Annotated in this window: 18 protein-coding genes; 8 read left to right on the top strand and 10 right to left on the bottom strand. The window is 69.2% G+C overall.

Features of this window, described 5'->3' with window-relative positions:
* Positions 1 to 91: 91 nt before the first annotated feature.
* Together ygfZ and MAA44156_RS17315 are read left to right on the top strand one after the other, a co-directional pair.
* Positions 92 to 1,186 carry a CAF17-like 4Fe-4S cluster assembly/insertion protein YgfZ gene (gene ygfZ, locus MAA44156_RS17310; protein WP_009974932.1) on the top strand — a complete coding sequence of 365 codons (1,095 nt, stop codon included), beginning with the start codon at positions 92 to 94 and terminating at the stop codon, positions 1,184 to 1,186.
* 146 nt (positions 1,187 to 1,332) lie between these two features.
* Positions 1,333 to 1,518 (top strand): DUF3073 domain-containing protein, encoded by a 186-nt coding sequence (locus tag MAA44156_RS17315; protein WP_003875800.1) that lies wholly within the window; start codon positions 1,333 to 1,335, stop codon positions 1,516 to 1,518.
* A 79-nt stretch (positions 1,519 to 1,597) separates the two neighbouring features.
* Here MAA44156_RS17315 and purM read toward each other — a convergent pair whose 3' ends face one another.
* The 5 genes from purM to purL form a co-directional block, all read right to left on the bottom strand.
* Entirely contained in the window at positions 1,598 to 2,692 is a 1,095-nt protein-coding gene (gene purM / locus MAA44156_RS17320; protein WP_009974931.1) for a phosphoribosylformylglycinamidine cyclo-ligase, read from the bottom strand.
* Between the two features lie 60 nt (positions 2,693 to 2,752).
* Entirely contained in the window at positions 2,753 to 4,279 is a 1,527-nt protein-coding gene (gene purF / locus MAA44156_RS17325; protein ID WP_003875798.1) for an amidophosphoribosyltransferase, read from the bottom strand.
* A gap of 137 nt (positions 4,280 to 4,416) precedes the next feature.
* Positions 4,417 to 4,806, bottom strand: a complete 390-nt coding sequence (locus MAA44156_RS17330; RefSeq protein ID WP_009974930.1) for a sterol carrier family protein — start codon at positions 4,804 to 4,806, stop codon at positions 4,417 to 4,419.
* A gap of 12 nt (positions 4,807 to 4,818) precedes the next feature.
* Entirely contained in the window at positions 4,819 to 5,469 is a 651-nt protein-coding gene (locus MAA44156_RS17335) for an Rv0804 family intramembrane glutamic endopeptidase (protein ID WP_065370984.1), read from the bottom strand.
* A gap of 19 nt (positions 5,470 to 5,488) precedes the next feature.
* A complete protein-coding gene (gene purL, locus MAA44156_RS17340; RefSeq protein WP_009974927.1) occupies positions 5,489 to 7,786 on the bottom strand; it encodes a phosphoribosylformylglycinamidine synthase subunit PurL in 2,298 nt (765 codons plus the stop codon).
* 128 nt (positions 7,787 to 7,914) lie between these two features.
* Here purL and MAA44156_RS17345 point away from each other — a divergent pair, with 128 nt between their 5' ends.
* On the top strand, positions 7,915 to 8,136 hold the full coding sequence (locus MAA44156_RS17345; protein WP_003875794.1) for a hypothetical protein: 222 nt from the start codon (positions 7,915 to 7,917) through the stop codon (positions 8,134 to 8,136).
* Here the strand turns inward: MAA44156_RS17345 and MAA44156_RS17350 are convergent, their stop codons facing one another.
* Both MAA44156_RS17350 and MAA44156_RS17355 read right to left on the bottom strand, forming a co-directional pair.
* Positions 8,137 to 8,484 carry a VOC family protein gene (locus MAA44156_RS17350; RefSeq protein WP_009974926.1) on the bottom strand — a complete coding sequence of 116 codons (348 nt, stop codon included), beginning with the start codon at positions 8,482 to 8,484 and terminating at the stop codon, positions 8,137 to 8,139.
* Positions 8,485 to 8,503: 19 nt separating this feature from the next.
* On the bottom strand, positions 8,504 to 9,811 hold the full coding sequence (locus MAA44156_RS17355; protein WP_031351769.1) for a M18 family aminopeptidase: 1,308 nt from the start codon (positions 9,809 to 9,811) through the stop codon (positions 8,504 to 8,506).
* A 37-nt stretch (positions 9,812 to 9,848) separates the two neighbouring features.
* Here MAA44156_RS17355 and MAA44156_RS17360 point away from each other — a divergent pair, with 37 nt between their 5' ends.
* Entirely contained in the window at positions 9,849 to 10,892 is a 1,044-nt protein-coding gene (locus MAA44156_RS17360; RefSeq protein ID WP_162990997.1) for a Dyp-type peroxidase, read from the top strand.
* A 5-nt stretch (positions 10,893 to 10,897) separates the two neighbouring features.
* On the opposite strand, the gene MAA44156_RS17365 is transcribed toward MAA44156_RS17360, so the two are convergent.
* Positions 10,898 to 12,103, bottom strand: a complete 1,206-nt coding sequence (locus MAA44156_RS17365; protein ID WP_009974923.1) for an IS110-like element IS901 family transposase — start codon at positions 12,101 to 12,103, stop codon at positions 10,898 to 10,900.
* Positions 12,104 to 12,333: 230 nt separating this feature from the next.
* On the opposite strand from MAA44156_RS17365, the gene MAA44156_RS17370 reads away from it, so the two are divergent.
* The 4 genes from MAA44156_RS17370 to MAA44156_RS17385 all read left to right on the top strand — a co-directional run bounded on the left by MAA44156_RS17370 (position 12,334) and on the right by MAA44156_RS17385 (position 15,094).
* Positions 12,334 to 13,131 (top strand): family 1 encapsulin nanocompartment shell protein, encoded by a 798-nt coding sequence (locus MAA44156_RS17370; protein ID WP_009974922.1) that lies wholly within the window; start codon positions 12,334 to 12,336, stop codon positions 13,129 to 13,131.
* Between the two features lie 6 nt (positions 13,132 to 13,137).
* On the top strand, positions 13,138 to 13,605 hold the full coding sequence (locus MAA44156_RS17375; protein ID WP_009974919.1) for a cupin domain-containing protein: 468 nt from the start codon (positions 13,138 to 13,140) through the stop codon (positions 13,603 to 13,605).
* Positions 13,606 to 13,726: 121 nt separating this feature from the next.
* Positions 13,727 to 14,548 (top strand): Rv0792c family HTH-type transcriptional regulator, encoded by an 822-nt coding sequence (locus MAA44156_RS17380; protein ID WP_009974918.1) that lies wholly within the window; start codon positions 13,727 to 13,729, stop codon positions 14,546 to 14,548.
* An 84-nt stretch (positions 14,549 to 14,632) separates the two neighbouring features.
* Complete coding sequence (locus tag MAA44156_RS17385; protein ID WP_033712173.1) at positions 14,633 to 15,094, top strand: hypothetical protein; 462 nt, start codon at positions 14,633 to 14,635, stop codon at positions 15,092 to 15,094.
* An 11-nt stretch (positions 15,095 to 15,105) separates the two neighbouring features.
* On the opposite strand, the gene purQ is transcribed toward MAA44156_RS17385, so the two are convergent.
* On the bottom strand, positions 15,106 to 15,780 hold the full coding sequence (gene purQ, locus MAA44156_RS17390; protein ID WP_003875787.1) for a phosphoribosylformylglycinamidine synthase subunit PurQ: 675 nt from the start codon (positions 15,778 to 15,780) through the stop codon (positions 15,106 to 15,108).
* A complete protein-coding gene (purS, locus tag MAA44156_RS17395; RefSeq protein WP_003875786.1) occupies positions 15,777 to 16,016 on the bottom strand; it encodes a phosphoribosylformylglycinamidine synthase subunit PurS in 240 nt (79 codons plus the stop codon). Before purS ends, purQ begins: the two co-directional genes overlap by 4 nt.
* Positions 16,017 to 16,037: the final 21 nt, after the last annotated feature.

The raw sequence follows: 16,037 nt of genomic DNA on the forward strand, positions 1-16,037 counted from the left end.
GTCGTGAAGCCTATCGGCTCGCGGTCGCCCGCCGAGTGTGAAGCCGGCCGCACACCCGAGGCGGGCCGCGCGCGGTCCGTAGAGTTGACTCGTGACCCACCCAGTCCCCGCCCCCGACACCGGACCCGACGCGGGCGCCGTCTGGCATTACGGCGACCCCTTGGGCGAGCAGCGCGCGGCCGAGACCGAGGCGCTGGTCATCGACCGGTCACACCGCGGTGTGCTCACCCTGACCGGCGCCGACCGGCAGACCTGGTTGCACAGCATCTCGACGCAATACGTCAGCGACCTGCCCGAGGGGGCCAGCACCCAGAACCTGAGCCTCGACGGCCAGGGCCGGGTCGAGGACCACTGGATCCAGACCGAGCTGGCGGGCACCACCTACCTCGACACCGAGCCGTGGCGGGCCGGGCCGCTGCTGGACTACCTGCGCAAGATGGTGTTCTGGTCCGACGTCACCCCGGCCGCCGCCGATCTGGCGGTGCTCTCGCTGCTCGGCCCGAAGCTGGCGGAGCGGGCCGTGCTCGACGCGCTCGGGGTGGATGCGCTGCCCGCCGAGGCGGCCGCGGTGCCCACCCGCGGCGGCTTCCTGCGCCGGATGCCGGCCGGCCCCGCCGGCCGGCTGGAACTGGACCTCGTGGTTCCGCGCGCCGAGGCCGCCGACTGGCGGAATCGCTTGGCGCAGGCCGGAGTACTCCCCGGCGGCGTATGGGCGTACGAGGCCCACCGGGTGGCCGCCCGGCGGCCGCGGCTCGGCGTGGACACCGACGAGCGCACGATCCCGCACGAAGTGGGTTGGATCGGCGGCCCCGGCCAGGGCGCCGTCCACCTGGACAAGGGCTGTTACCGCGGGCAGGAGACCGTCGCGCGGGTGCACAACCTGGGCCGACCGCCCCGCATGCTGGTGCTGCTGCACCTCGACGGCTCGGTGGATCGGCCCGCGACGGGTGATCCGGTGCAGGCCGGCGGGCGCGCGGTCGGCCGGCTGGGCACCGTGGTCGACCACGTCGATCTCGGGCCGATCGCCCTGGCGCTGCTCAAGCGCGGGCTGCCCGCCGACACCGCGCTGGCAACCGGTCCGCAGGCCGCGGTGGCCGCGGTGATCGACCCCGATTCGCTGCCTGCAGCCGAGCAGATCGGCGCCGGGCGGTTGGCCGTTGAACGGTTGCGGGGCGGTGCGGGATAATGAACGGTAACGTCCGCCACAGCGAGCAGGGGGCGCCGACGCCCAGTGGCGAGGCACGGTAAACTGTCGACAGGACAATACGACACCAGGAGATCGGAGCCGCCTACTCGTTAGGCCGCTCCGTTATTGCGCGAGGGGGTTCCCCCATGGGCCGCGGCCGGGCTAAGGCAAAGCAGACCAAGGTTGCACGAGAACTCAAATACAGTTCTCCGCAGACCGACTTCCAGCGGCTTCAGCGCGAGCTGTCGGGAACGGGTTCGGACGACTCCAACGACCTGGACACCGACGGCTCCGACCAACCCTGGGACGACCAGGACGGCTGGCGAGGCTAACAGCGACAATCCGGCGCCGATGCGTACTGCACCGGCGCCGCGTTGGTTCTACCGCGGCGCGGCTATTGCAAAATCTCGTTCAAAATCTCGGGTGTTGGCCCACGAGTTTGGCCCGCGGCCCCGCCTTGCCGCCTTTGCCCACGGTGCCCAGCACCCAGCAGTCCAGGTGCCGGGCCGTCAGGATGGCCAGGGCCCGGTCGGTGTCCTCGGGGGCGACGACGGCGATCATGCCGACACCCATGTTGAACGTCTTCTCCATCTCCTCGCGGGTCACCCGGCCGCGCTGGGCGATCATGGCGAACACCGGCGCAGGGGTCCAGGTGCCGCGGTCCAACTCGGCGACCAGCCCATGCGGGATGACGCGCGCCAGGTTGCCGGCCAGTCCCCCACCGGTGACGTGGCAGAATGTGCGCACGTGGGTTTCGGCGGCCAGCGCCAGGCAGTCCTTGGCGTAGATGCGGGTGGGTTCGAGCAGCTCTTCGCCCAGCGTGCGGCCGAACTCCTCGACATAGCCTTCCAGGTTCATCCGGTCGATCTCGAGCAACACCGCGCGGGCCAACGAGTATCCGTTGGAGTGCAGACCCGACGAGCCCATCGCGATGATGACGTCGCCGGGTTTGACCCGATCCGGCCCCAGCACGTCGTCGGCCTCGACCACGCCGACGCCGGTGGCCGAGATGTCGTAGTGGTCGGGTTCCATCAGGCCCGGGTGTTCGGCCGTCTCCCCGCCCAGCAGCGCGCAGCCGGCCCGCACGCAGCCCTCGGCGATGCCACTGACGATGGCGCTCAACCGTTCCGGCACCGTGCGGCCCACCGCGATGTAGTCCTGCAAGAACAGCGGCTCGGCACCGCACACCACCAGGTCGTCGACCACCATCGCCACCAGGTCCAGCCCGACGGTGTCGTGCTTGTCCATCGCCTGGGCGACCGCCAGCTTGGTCCCGACGCCGTCGGTGGAGGCCGCCAGCAGCGGCTCGCGGTATTCGCCGCGTAGCGCGAACAAGCCGGCGAATCCGCCCAGGCCGCCGCGCACCTCGGGTCGCGTGGCCTTGGTCGCCAGCGGCTTGAACAATTCGACAGCGCGATCGCCGGCTTCAATGTCCACCCCGGCCGACGCGTAGGTGATGCCCTGACTGCCCGAGTGGCGTCCGGGGCTTTTTCCGGGATCCGTCATCGCGATAAAGGCTACCGGTCGGCGCTGACCGCCGGTATCAAACGTCGGCGAACGAGCCGCTCAGTGGACGACGGGCACTTCGTCGGCCGCCAGGTCGTCGAGCCCGGCGCCCCGGGCCGCGTTGGCGAGCATGTGCTCGATGACGTTCTTGCCCAACGCCGTCTCGCCGGGCAGTTCGATCGGGTACTGGCCGTCGAAGCAGGCGGTGCACAGCCGCGACGCCGGCTGCTCGGAGGCTGCGATCAGGCCACGCAGCGAGATGTAGCCCAGCGAGTCGGCGCCGATGGCGTGCCGCACCGCCTCGAGCATCTCGTGTTTGTCCTCGACCGCGTTGGCGATCAGTTCGGCCGGCGACGGGAAGTCGATGCCGTAGAAGCAGGGCCATTTGACCGGCGGCGAGGCGATGCGCACGTGCACCTCGACGGCGCCGGCCTCGCGCAGCATCCGCAGCAGCGCCCGCTGGGTGTTGCCGCGCACGATGGAGTCGTCGACGACGATGAGCCGTTTGCCGCGGATCACCTCGCGAAGTGGGTTGAGCTTGAGCCGGATACCGAGTTGACGGATGGTCTGCGACGGCTGGATGAAGGTGCGCCCCACGTAGGCGTTCTTCATCAGCCCCTGCCCGTAGGGGATGCCGGACTCCTGGGCGTAGCCGACGGCGGCGGGGGTGCCCGACTCCGGCACCCCGATCACCAGGTCGGCCTCGACGGGGCGTTCCCGGGCCAGCCGCCGGCCGATCTCGACCCGGGTGGCGTGCACGGACCGGCCGGCGATGGTGCTGTCCGGTCTCGCCAAATAGACGTACTCGAAGACGCAGCCCTTCGGGGTGGGATTGGCGAACCGGGTGGAGCGCACCCCGTCGGCGTCGATCGCCAGCAGTTCGCCCGGTTCGATGTCGCGCACGAACGAGGCGCCGACGATGTCGAGCGCGGCGGTCTCGGAGGCCACCACCCAGCCGCGGTCCAGCCGTCCCAGCGAAAGTGGCCGCACCCCATGCGGATCGCGGCACGCATAGAGCGTGTTCTCGTCCATGAAGGTCAGACAGAAGGCGCCGCGCACCGTCGGCAGCAGGTCCAGCGCGGCCTGCTCCAACGTGGAGTCGGCGGCGCCGTGCGCCAGCAGCGCGCCCAGGATGTCGGAGTCGGTGGTCGCCGGGGCCGGCGCGCGCTTGGCGATCAGCCCGGCGTCGCGGGCCCGCGCGGCCAGCTCGGCGGTGTTGACCAGATTTCCGTTGTGCCCCAAGGCAACCCCGGTGCCCGCGGCGGTGTTGCGGAACACCGGCTGGGCGTTCTCCCAGGTGGTGTCGCCGGTGGTGGAGTAGCGGCAGTGCCCGATGGCGACGTGGCCCTGCATCGCGGCCAGCGTCTGCTCGTCGAACACCTGGCTGACCAGGCCCAGGTCCTTGAACACCAGCACTTGGGATCCGTCGGCGACGGCGATGCCGGCGGCCTCCTGCCCGCGATGCTGCAGCGCGTAGAGGCCGTAGTAGGTGAGTTTGGCGACTTCCTCGCCCGGGGCCCAGACCCCGAATACACCGCATTCCTCGCGGGGTGCGTTGAAGTCCTGCTCGGGTTCGGCGACGGTCACGATTGGGCGGCTCCCCGGGGAACGGTTGGTGACGTAACGGAGTCTACGGGCAGCGCGGCCGCGCCGCCGAATCCACCGGGCGTGTTGACCGGCGAAATCCCGGCCCGCCGGGGTAAACCTGCACTTCAGGGTTATGTTCAGCCCACGTCGAACAGGGGCAGGCAGTGTTCGATCTCACCGGCGCGGGAGCCGGAAAGGCGCAGCGCACCGGTGCGCCTGGCGTCGGCGAACGCCAGCTTGCCGGTGACCAGCAGCAGCCAGGTCCGCGGTTCGGTTTCCACCACGTTGGGCGGCGTGCCGCGGGTGTGGGCGGGCCCGGGGATGCACTGCACCGCGGCGAACGGCGGGATGCGCAGCTCCACGCTGCGGCCGGGCGCCGCCGCGGCCAGGGTGCGGGCAGTGAGCCGAACGGCCGACGCCACCTCGTCGCGGGCGGGCTCGGGAGCGGACTCGTCCCGCAGCCACTGCGCGACGGCCAGTACCGCGTGCCGGGTCTTGGCCGGGTCGGGCTTGTCGCGGGGCGCCATAGACCCAGGGTCTCAGATTCGTGGGGCCGCGTTTCGCCCGGAACGATGCCGCACCGCGAGCACCGCGATCGCCCCGGCCTCGTTGACGACCAGGTGCGCCAGCATGGGGGCGGCGAGGCTGCCGCAACGGTCGGTGAGCCAGCCGAAGAACCAGCCCCCGACGGCAGTGACCAACACGGTGCCGGCCACCGGCTCGCCGATGGCACGGGCGTCGGCGATGTGTGAGAGCCCAAAGGCTATGGCCTGCAACAACATTGCGCTGCGTCTGCCGAACGCGGCGGAGCCGGCGGCGGTCAGCGCCGCGCGAAAGGCGGCCTCTTCCGACCAGACGGTGCCCACCGGTATGCGCAGCAGCAGCCAGTCCGGCGCCGGGGCCGGCGGCTCGCGCCCGGCCATCGACTCGCGCACCGCGGGCACCAGGGTGGTCGCGGCGACCGCACCCGCCGCACAGCCGGCGACCGCCGCCCCGCACCGCAACCCGGCCCACAGCCGCGGCGGGTGCAGGCCCAGCGGCGCCCGCGTCAGCGCCACCAGCGCGGCACCCATCCCGGCCTGCAGCAGCGTGCGAGCCCCGGCCGGCAGCCGCGGGCCGGCGAAGCTCCAGCCGACCAGGGCGCCGGCCAACGACAGCGCGGCGGTTCGATGAAAAATACTGGGCCGCATCAGGTTTGGCGGCGGGTGTTCATCCGAACAGCCGGGGCAGCACCGACTCGGAGGTCTGCCGCAATTCGGCCAGCGGAACCGTGAACAGCCCCTGCACCTCGACCTCGTCGGAGGCCTGGTCGACGACGCCGATGCGCACCGCCGGCAGTCCCCGCGCTTCGCACATGGAACGGAACCGGCTCTCCTCGGTGCGCGGCACCGCCACCAGCACCCGGCCCGCCGACTCGGAGAACAACGTCACGAACGGGTCGGCGTCCTCGGGAAGCACGATGCGACAACCGGTTTCGCCCGCCAGGGCGGCCTCGACGACGGCCTGGGCCAGGCCGCCCTCGGACAGGTCGTGCGCCGCGGACACCAGGCCGTCGCGCGACGCCGCGCGCAGCACCTCGGCGAGCAGCTTCTCGCGGGCCAGGTCGACCTTGGGCGGCAGGCCGCCCAGATGGTCGGCGGTCACCTGTGCCCACACCGAGCCGTCGAACTCGTCGCGGGTCTCGCCGAGCAGCATCAGGGTTTCGCCGGGCTCGGTGCCCAGGGCGGTGGGCAGCCGTCGGCTCACATCGTCGAGGACGCCGAGTACTCCCACCACCGGGGTGGGCAGGATCGCCGCCGATCCGGTTTGGTTGTAGAAGCTGACGTTGCCGCCGGTCACCGGAATCCCCAGGGCCACACAGCCATCCGCCAATCCGCGTACCGCCTGGGCGAATTGCCACATCACCGCGGGGTCTTCGGGCGAGCCGAAATTGAGGCAGTTGGTGACCGCGACCGGGGTGGCGCCGGTGACGGCGACGTTGCGGTACGCCTCCGCGAGCGCGAGCTGCGCACCGGCGTAGGGGTCGAGCATGGTGTAGCGGCCCGAGGCGTCGGTGGACACGGCGATGCCGCGGCCGGTGGTCTCGTCGACGCGCAGCACGCCGCCGTCGGCGTGTTCGGCCAGCACGGTGTTGCCGCGCACATACCGGTCGTACTGCTCGGTGATGAACGCGCGGCTGCACAGGTGCGGACTGCCAAGCAGCGCAAGCAAAGTGGCCCGCAGCTCGGCGCCGGTGGCCGGGCGGGGCAGGCGTGCCGAGCTGTCGGCGTTCAGGGCGTCCTGGGTGTCGGGGCGGGCGAGCGGTCGCTGGTACACCGGGCCTTCGTGGGCGACGGTGCGCGGCGGCACGTCGACCACCGTCTGTCCGTGCCAGGTGATCCGCAGCCGGTCGCCGTCGGTGACCTCGCCGATCACGGTGGCCAGCACGTCCCACTTGCGGCACACCGCCAGGAAGGCGTCGACGTTTTCCGGTGTGACCACCGCGCACATCCGCTCCTGGGATTCGCTGCACAGCACCTCCGCGGGCGTCATGCCGGCGGTGCGCAGCGGCACGGCCTCCAGCCGGACCTCCATCCCCCCGTCCCCGGCGGACGCCAATTCAGAAGTGGCACAAGCTAATCCGGCACCGCCCAGGTCTTGGATGCCGACCACCAGCCCACCGGCGTAGAGCTCCAGGCAGCACTCGATGAGCACCTTCTCCATGAACGGGTCGCCCACCTGAACCGAGGGCAGCTTCTTGCGCGAGTTCTCCGCATCGAAGGTGTCCGACGCCAGCACCGATACCCCGCCGATGCCGTCCAGCCCGGTGCGGGCGCCGAACAGGATGATCTTGTTGCCCGCGCCGGAGGCGAAGGCCAGGTGCAGGTCCTCCTGGCGTAACACGCCGACGCACATGGCGTTCACCAGCGGGTTGCCGGCGTAGCAGGCGTCGAAGACGGTCTCGCCGCCGATGTTGGGCAGGCCCAGCGAGTTGCCGTAGCCGCCGATGCCGCGCACCACGCCGTCGAGCACGCGGCGGGTGTCCGGCGCATCGGCGGCGCCGAACCGAAGCTGGTCCATCACCGCCACCGGGCGCGCGCCCATCGCCATGATGTCGCGCACGATGCCGCCGACGCCGGTGGCCGCCCCCTGATAGGGCTCGACGTAGGAGGGGTGGTTGTGCGATTCCACCTTGAAGGTGACCGCCCAGCCGTCGCCGATGTCGACGACGCCGGCGTTCTCGCCGATGCCGGCCAGCATGCCGGCGCGCATCTCGTCGGTGGTGGTCTCCCCGAAGTAGCGCAGGTGCACCTTGGACGACTTGTAGGAGCAGTGCTCGCTCCACATCACCGAGTACATCGCCAGCTCGGTGTCGGTGGGCCGGCGGCCCAGGATTTCGCGGATGCGCTGGTATTCGTCGTCTTTGAGGCCCAACTCGCCGAATGGCTGCGGCTCGTCGGGGGTGGTCGCGGCGCGCTCGACGGTGTCGATCGCCTGGGTGGGCGCACTCGTCGGGGAGACAGTCACGCCCGCCAGTCTATGGCGCACCGGCCCTGCCGGCGCCGCTGCCGGGGCCAGCCCGCGGCGAAGGTTTGTCCGCAGGGTGGGCGGGTAGCCGCCCTGTGTCCGAGGACGAACGCAAAACGGAGGAGACAATGACAGTCGAAACCGGACATGTCACCGGCACCAAAGACAAGAACTACAACCTCATTTGGTTCACCGAGAAGTGTCTCGACAACGCCTTGCGGCTGGAAACCTACATTCAGGACGCCGAGCGCGACGGGGACAACGACGTCGCCGAGCTGTTCCGTAAAGCGCAGTCGGACAGCCGCAAGGGCGCCCAGATGGCCGAGCAGTTGTTGGCCAAGCGCCTCTAGCTACGGGCGCACCAGGCAGAACACATTGCCCTCGGGGTCGGCCAGCACCACCCAGCGAAAGCTCTCACCGAACTGGTGCCGGCCGACCTCGTTCGCTCCAGCCGCCGTCAGCCGCGACACCTCGGCGTCGAGATCGACGACACCGAGATCGAGGTGCACGCGGTTCTTCCCGGGCGTGGGATCGGACACCTTCTGAAACCCCAGCCGCAGCCCCTCGGGGAAGCTCACCGCGGTGAACTCGCCGGCGAGGATGTCGTGCGTCGTGCCGCCGAACTGCTCGGCCCACCAGCCGGCCAGCCGCGCGGGGTCCCGGCAGTCGAAGGTCACCATCTCCACGTTGAGCCCCATACCGGCCGAGCCTATGCCGCTAGCCGGGAGAAAGGAACGCGTGCATCGCGGCCGAGTACGCGGCGACGTCGTGCGCGCCCATCAGCTCGCGCGCGGAGTGCATCGCCAGCTGCGCCGCGCCCACGTCGACCGTCGGGATGCCGGTGCGCGCCGCGGCCAGCGGGCCGATCGTCGACCCGCACGGCAGATCGGCCCGGTGCTCGTAGCGCTGCAGCGTCACCCCGGCCTGCCGGCAGGCCAGCGCGAAGGCCGCGGCGGTGCGGCTGTCGGTGGCGTAGCGCAGGTTCGGGTGCACCTTGAGCACCGGTCCGGCGTTGACGGCGATCGGGTGGCCGGGCTCGTGGCGCTCCGGGTAGTTGGGGTGGGTGGCGTGTGCCATGTCCGCCGAGGCGAGCAGCGAGGCCGGCAGCCGGGACAGGTAGTCCTCCCGAGTACCGCCGGCCGCCAACACAATTCGCTCCAGCACGGTGCTCAACAAGTCGGATTGCGCGCCGTGGTCCGAGGACGACCCGACCTCCTCGTGGTCGAAGAGGACCAGGACGGGCAGCGGCCCGCTCGGCTCGGTCGCCAGCAGCGCCTCCAGGCCCGCGTAGCAGCTGGCCTGGTTGTCCAGCCGGGGCGCGCTGAGCAGGTCGGCAGTTCCGTTCTCCGAGGCGCCGATCAGCGTCGAGGGCGTCAGGTCGTGGGTCATCAGGTCGGCGGCCAGCACGTCGTCCGGCGCCACCGCGGCCCGTGCCGCGACGTAGTCGACGAACGACCGCGCCGACTCGCCGACGCCCCACACCGCGTTGACGTGCCGCTGTGGATCCAGCGTCACCGACTTGCGGTCCTCGGCCAAATGGATGGCCAGCTGCGGCACCCGCAGGATCGGCTCGTCGATGCGGACCAGCCGGTGGCTGAGCCCGGAACCGTCGCGCACCGACAGGCGTCCGCTGATGCCCAGGTCGCGGTCCAGCCACGAGTTGAGCCAGGCGCCGCCATAGGGCTGCAGCGCCACCACCCGCCACCCGGCGACCGTCCGGTCGGGATGCTGCTTGACCCGCAGGTTCGGGCTGTCGGTGTGCGCGCCGACGATCCGGAACGGGCCGTCGGCGCCGGTTGAATTCCAGGCCACCAGGGAGCCGGCCCGCACGGTGAAGTAGCGGCCGGGCTGCGATGGCCAGTGTTTAGCCTCGTCCAGTTCGGTGTACCCGGCAGCGATCAGCCGAGCGGCCACCGCGGCGCAGACGTGAAACGGCGACGGAGAGGCGTCGATGAACTCGCAGAGCCCTTGCGCACTCGCTGAGGACTTCGTCTGGTTTCGAGGCCCGCCGGACATGGTGAACATCATGGCTGTCCGCCGTCACGGCGTTCACGTTAGGGTCATCCACGTGCCCCCCGTCCAGCCACAGCCCATCCTCGCGCCGCTCACCCCGGCGGCGATCTTCCTCGTGCTGACCGTCGACGACGGCGGCGAGGCGACCGTGCACGAGGCGCTGCAGGACATCTCGGGGCTGGTGCGCGCGATCGGTTTCCGCGAGCCGCAGAAGCGGTTGTCGGCGATCGCCTCGATCGGCTCGGACGTCTGGGACCGTTTGTTCTCCGGGCCGCGCCCCGCCGAGCTGCACCGCTTCGTCGAGCTGCACGGGCCGCGGCACACCGCTCCCGCCACACCCGGGGACCTGTTGTTCCACATCCGGGCCGAAAGCCTGGACGTCTGTTTCGAACTGGCCGACCGGATCCTGAAATCGATGGCCGGCGCCGTCACCGTCGTCGACGAGGTGCACGGCTTCCGGTACTTCGACAACCGCGACCTGCTCGGGTTCGTCGACGGCACCGAAAACCCCGACGGCGCACTGGCCGTCAGCTCCACCGCGATCGGCGACGAGGACCCCGACTTCGCCGGCTCCTGCTACGTCCACGTGCAGAAGTACCTGCACGACATGTCGGCGTGGACCGCGCTGTCGGTCACCGAGCAGGAGAACGTGATCGGGCGCACCAAGCTCGATGACATCGAACTCGACGACGACGTCAAACCCGCCGACGCCCACATCGCGCTCAACGTCATCACCGACGACGACGGCACCGAGCTGAAAATCGTCCGGCACAACATGCCCTTCGGCGAACTCGGCAAGAGCGAATACGGCACCTATTTCATCGGCTACTCGCGCACCCCGCGAGTCACCGAACAGATGCTCCGCAACATGTTCCTCGGCGCCCCGCCCGGCAACACCGATCGCATCCTCGATTTCTCCACCGCGGTCACCGGTGGACTGTTCTTCTCTCCCACCGTCGATTTCCTCGACGACCCGCCACCCCTGCCCGCGCCTGGGACGCCGGCGGCACCCCCGGCGCGGAACGGCTCACTGTCGATCGGCAGCTTGAAAGGAATCTCAATGAGCGTGTCAAGCGGTGAGGACGCCCGGTGAGTGCGTCAGGCAGCTGCCACGGTTGGTTGCTGGGGTTGCCAGGTTCTGTTGTCGCGCAGCAGTGCCCACAGGACGTCGACGTGGCGGCGTGCCAGGGCAAGCAGGGCCTGGGTGTGGATATGGTTCTCGGATCGTTTGCGGTCGTAGAAAGCCCGCGAGGGACCTTCGATCTTGAGGCTGGACAGGGCGGCGAGGTAGAACACGCGGCGCAGGCGCCGGTTGTAGCGCTTGGGCCGATGCAGATTGCCGGTGATACGGCCGGAATCGCGTGGGACGGGTACCAATCCGGCGAACGATGCCAGTCGGCCGGGGTTGGTGAAGGCGGCCATGTTGCCGCCGGTGATTACGAGGAACTCAGCGCCCAGGTGTGGCCCCATGCCGGGCATCGACTCGATGATGGCGGCGCTGGGATGCTCACGAAATTTGTTGGTGATTTGCTTATCGATGTCCTTGATCTGCCGATCCAAGTCCAGCAGCCGTGCTGCGAGTTGCTTGATGAGCGCGGCGGTTCCGGCTTCGCCGGGAAGGGTGATTATCTGGCCTGCTGCCGCGGCGAGCGCCTTGTCGGCGATCGTGTCGATGTTGTTGGGCCATGCCCGGTTTTTCCGAAGGTGCTTGATCACGCCAGCTCTTTTTGCCGACCGGATTTCGCCCGGAGTGCACATAGCGGATACCAGGATCAACGGCGCGCGGGTGGAGTAGTCGAACGCAGCTTCCAGAGCAGGGAAGATGGCGGTGAGCATCGAGCGCAGCCGGTTCACGCCTCGCACCCAGTCAGCCATCAGATCCGACCGGTATGCGGTCAGCGACCGCAATTCGGCAACCAGGTCTTCGCCGGGTACGACCGGGGACAGATCTCGTCGGTGCCGAGCGGTTTCGGCGATTACCCGCGCGTCTTTGGCGTCGGTCTTGCCTTCGCCGCGGAACGCATGACTCATCGTGTTAACCGTGCGGCCCGGCACATACACCACCTCGGCTTTCGCGCTCAGCAGTACGGCGATCAGCAGCGCCGCCGGCGGCGAGGTCAAATCGATCGCCCACACCACGTGGTTAGCAATCCGGCCGCCCTGGGCGATCAGGTCTTCGATCGCGGCCTGTTCGTTCGGGATTTTCTTCGACCACACCACCTTTCCGGTGTCATCGATCGCGCACGCATGATGAGTGGACTTACCGACGTCGATACCCACCCACACTCGGTCGGGTTCGGCCATACCGCTACTCCTGTCGTCGCAGTCCCCGCGGACAACCCCGCCAACAGGTCCTTAGAGCAGCGTCATCGAGTACGCGTCAGATCTCAATCAGTGGCCAGGACCGTCCAAAACGGCAGGGCGGCCATTCCTTTCAAGCAACAACCGTTGCAACAACACATTAGCCACACCCCACCGTCCTGGGCATCCAGGACATCCAATCCCAGACCCCTTCAACCCTAAGGAACAACTCGATGAACAACCTCTACCGCGATCTGGCACCGGTCACCGAAGCCGCTTGGGGTGAAATCGAATTGGAGGCCAGCCGGACCTTCAAGCGCCATGTCGCCGGCCGGCGGGTGGTCGACGTGAGCGAGCCCGGCGGTCCGGCCGCCGCGGCGGTCAGCACCGGCCGACTGATCGACGTCGAGGCACCCACCAGCGGTGTGGTGGCCCACCTGCGGGCCAGCAAACCCCTTGTCCGGCTGCGGGTTCCGTTCACCTTGTCGCGTTACGAGATCGACAACGTCGAGCGCGGCGCCAACGACTCGGACTGGGATCCGGTCAAGGAGGCCGCCAAGAAGTTGGCGTTCGTGGAAGACCGGGCCATCTTCGAGGGCTACGCGGCCGCATCGATCGACGGCATCCGTTCGGCCAGCTCGAACAAGCCGCTGGCCCTGCCGGCAGACCCCCGCGAGATTCCGGACGTGATCACCCAGGCGATCTCCGAACTCCGGCTGGCCGGTGTCGACGGCCCCTACTCGGTGCTGCTGTCCGCCGACGTCTACACCAAGGTCAGCGAGACCACCGAACACGGCTATCCGATCCTCGAACACATCGACCGGCTGGTTCCCGGCGACATCATCTGGGCGCCGGCCATCGACGGTGCTTTCGTGCTGACCACCCGCGGCGGCGACTTCGACCTGCAACTCGGGACCGACGTGTCGATCGGCTACACCAGTCACGACGCGGACACCGTGCAGCTGTACCTGCAGGAGACGCTGACCTTCTTGTGCTACACCGCCGAGGCCGCCGTCCCGCTCACTTCGTGAGAACCAATGGCCACCGCGGACGGATTTCACCCGGACTTCGACGACGCGACACCGCACGTCGCGCGCAACCGCGTGTATCACGTCAAGGCGTCACAGCTCAGCTCCGATACCGCACAGTCGGAGGGCCTGCGGCGCTTCGCCGCGCTGTCCGGCAACTCGGTCGGGTCGGAAAAGCTGTGGATGGGTGAGACGCACGCGTTCCCCGGATCGGCGTCGGACAACCATCACCACGGCGAATCCGAGACGGCGATCTATGTGCGAACCGGCAACCCGGAGTTCGTCTTTCACGACGGCGTCCATGAAGTCCGCATCGCCACCGCGCCCGGTGACTACGTCTTCATCCCGCCTTACCTGCCGCACCGGGAGGAAAACCCCGACCCGCACACCACCGCCGAGGTGGTGATCGCGCGCAGCACCCAGGAGGCCATCGTGGTCAACCTGCCCGCGCTGTATCCGCTGACCGATCCCGACTGACGCCACGGCGACCCGAAACCCGTTGTGCGCCAATATTTTCCGCCTAGTCGGTTGGTGACGGCGGTCGTGCTTGCGGTGCTCGCGCTTTACGGCCAGCAAATGAGACATTTTAATACATCTCGTGGTCCCCGACCAGCTCGACCTCGACGCCGCCGACCTGCGGATCTCCCGGGGCAGCGTGCCGGCCAGCACCCAGCTCGCCGAAGCGCTCAAGGCGGCCATCGTCAAACAGCGGCTGCCTCGCGGTGCGCGGCTGCCCACCGAGCGAGAGCTGGTCGATCGCACCCGGGTGAGCCGGGTCACCGTGCGCGCGGCGGTCGGGCTGCTCGAACGCCAGGGCTGGCTGGTGCGCCGCCAGGGCCTGGGCACCTTCGTGGCCAACCCGGTCAAGCAGGAACTCGGTCCCGGCGTGCGCACCATCACCGAGGTGCTGGCCGCCTCGGGCATCACTCCGAACGTCGACGTGCTGTCGCATCGCGTCGAGGACGCCCCGCAACGCATCGCCGAAACGCTGCATCTGACCAAAGTCCTTTGCGTGCACCGGCGTTTCCGCGACGGCGAGCAGCCGCTGGCCCTGATGATCGCCTACCTGCCGCCGGGGTTGGGCGAGGCCGTCGAACCGTTGCTGAAGAGCGCGACCGACACGCAGACCGGGCGGGCGATGGAAAGCACCTACACCATGTGGGAGCGGCGACTCGACACCCCGATCGCCCGAGCCAGCTACGAGATCCACGCCGCCGGCGCCTCGGTGGAAGTGGCCGGCGCCCTGAACCTGCCGTTGGGGTCACCGGTGCTGGTGCTCGAACGCACCAGTTACGGCCATGACGACACGCCCCTTGAGGTGGTGGAGTTCCACTATCGCCCGGAGCGGTACCGGTTTTCGGTCACGCTGCCGCGCACGGTGCCCGGACCGGGCGCCGGGATCGTGGAGCGGAGCGGCTGACTCAGCGAATTCTCAACAGATTCTTCGGTGGCGCACCGGTTGGCTCCCAGCGTCCGCAAATTCGCCGGCGGCAGCATGTTCGTCATGACGAACGAGCAGAGCTGCGCGAACCTGGTGGAGCGCTACTTGCGCACGCGCGGCCGGCGGTATTTTCGCGGCCACCACGACGGCGAATACTTCTTCGTCACCGCCGCTCCGCGGCGGCTGCATGTCCACTTCGAGATTTCGCCCGCGCACGACGACGTGTTGATCATCCGGGTCAGTCCGGGGTGCTACTTCCCCGCGTCCGACCGCCCGTGGCTGACCCACTTTTCCGACCGGTGGAACCGTCTGGGCCGGCGCGTCACCGCGATCGTGCACGGTTCGTCGGATCCGCAGCGGATCGGCGTCACCGCGCGCAAGTCGCAATGGATCCGAAACGGTGTCGGCTTCACCGATTTCGCCGCTTTTCTCGACGAGACGATCGCGGACGCGACCCAACTCTTCGAGGAGTTGAACCCCGCCGCACCGCCGGCGCACGCACCATTGCTGCGCGACGCGGGCTGACGTCCCGGCGCTCAGCCGGCGAGCACGCCGTCCAGCACCGAATAGAACAGGCCCAGGCCGTCGTCGGAAGGCCCGGTCAGCGCCTCGATGGCATGTTCGGGATGCGGCATCAGCCCCACCACGCGGCCGTCGGCGGAGCTGACGCCGGCGATGTCGCGCTGGGACCCGTTGAGGTTCTCGTGGTAGCGGAAAACCACCCGTCCCTCGCCCTCGAGTTCGTCGAGCACGTCGGCGGGGGCGACGTAGCGGCCCTCACCGGATTTCAGCGGCACCAGCAGATCGGCGTCGGGTTCGAACCTCGACGTCCATGCCGTCGACGTCGAGGCCACCCGCAGCCACACGTCGCGGCAGATGAAGTGCAGACCCACGTTGCGGGTCAACGCGCCGGGCAGCAGCCCGGCCTCGCAGAGCACCTGAAAACCGTTGCAAATACCCAACACCGGCATTCCGCGGCGGGCGGCGTCGACGACTTCGGTCATCACCGGGGCGAACCGGGCGATCGCGCCGGCCCGCAGGTAGTCGCCGTAGGAGAAGCCGCCGGGCACCACCACCGCGTCGACGCCCTTGAGGTCGGCGTCGGCGTGCCAGAGGCTGACCGGCTGCGCGCCGACCCGTCGCGCCGCCCGCGCGGCGTCCACGTCGTCGAGCGTCCCGGGGAAGGTGATGATCCCGATGCGTGCGGTCACTGCGTCTCCCGGCTGATCGTCCAGTCCTCGATCACGGTGTTGGCCAACAGCGTTTCGGCGATCTCGGCGAGCGCCGCATCGTCGACGCTGTCATCGACCTCGAGCTCAAATCGCTTGCCCTGCCGCACATCTGAGATCCCGGAATGCCCGAGCCGGCCCAGTGCGCCGACAATCGCCTGACCCTGCGGGTCCAAGATCTCCGCTTTGGGCATCACACTCACGATCACCCGGGCCACCGGCGCTCCTCCTGTGTTGGC

The organism is Mycobacterium avium subsp. avium (assembly GCF_009741445.1).
In the GTDB taxonomy this organism is placed as follows: Bacteria; Actinomycetota; Actinomycetes; order Mycobacteriales; family Mycobacteriaceae; genus Mycobacterium; species Mycobacterium avium.

What these genes read in the sequence shown, in the direction of transcription:
- MAA44156_RS17315 (WP_003875800.1), top strand. Translation starts at nt 1,333, where the DNA reads ATGGGCCGCGGCCGGGCTAAGGCAAAGCAGACCAAGGTTGCACGAGAA.
- purM (WP_009974931.1), bottom strand. Translation starts at nt 2,692, where the DNA reads ATGACGGATCCCGGAAAAAGCCCCGGACGCCACTCGGGCAGTCAGGGC.
- MAA44156_RS17330 (WP_009974930.1), bottom strand. Translation starts at nt 4,806, where the DNA reads ATGGCGCCCCGCGACAAGCCCGACCCGGCCAAGACCCGGCACGCGGTA.
- MAA44156_RS17335 (WP_065370984.1), bottom strand. Translation starts at nt 5,469, where the DNA reads ATGCGGCCCAGTATTTTTCATCGAACCGCCGCGCTGTCGTTGGCCGGC.
- MAA44156_RS17345 (WP_003875794.1), top strand. Translation starts at nt 7,915, where the DNA reads ATGACAGTCGAAACCGGACATGTCACCGGCACCAAAGACAAGAACTAC.
- MAA44156_RS17350 (WP_009974926.1), bottom strand. Translation starts at nt 8,484, where the DNA reads ATGGGGCTCAACGTGGAGATGGTGACCTTCGACTGCCGGGACCCCGCG.
- MAA44156_RS17355 (WP_031351769.1), bottom strand. Translation starts at nt 9,811, where the DNA reads ATGTTCACCATGTCCGGCGGGCCTCGAAACCAGACGAAGTCCTCAGCG.
- MAA44156_RS17365 (WP_009974923.1), bottom strand. Translation starts at nt 12,103, where the DNA reads ATGGCCGAACCCGACCGAGTGTGGGTGGGTATCGACGTCGGTAAGTCC.
- MAA44156_RS17370 (WP_009974922.1), top strand. Translation starts at nt 12,334, where the DNA reads ATGAACAACCTCTACCGCGATCTGGCACCGGTCACCGAAGCCGCTTGG.
- MAA44156_RS17375 (WP_009974919.1), top strand. Translation starts at nt 13,138, where the DNA reads ATGGCCACCGCGGACGGATTTCACCCGGACTTCGACGACGCGACACCG.
- MAA44156_RS17385 (WP_033712173.1), top strand. Translation starts at nt 14,633, where the DNA reads ATGACGAACGAGCAGAGCTGCGCGAACCTGGTGGAGCGCTACTTGCGC.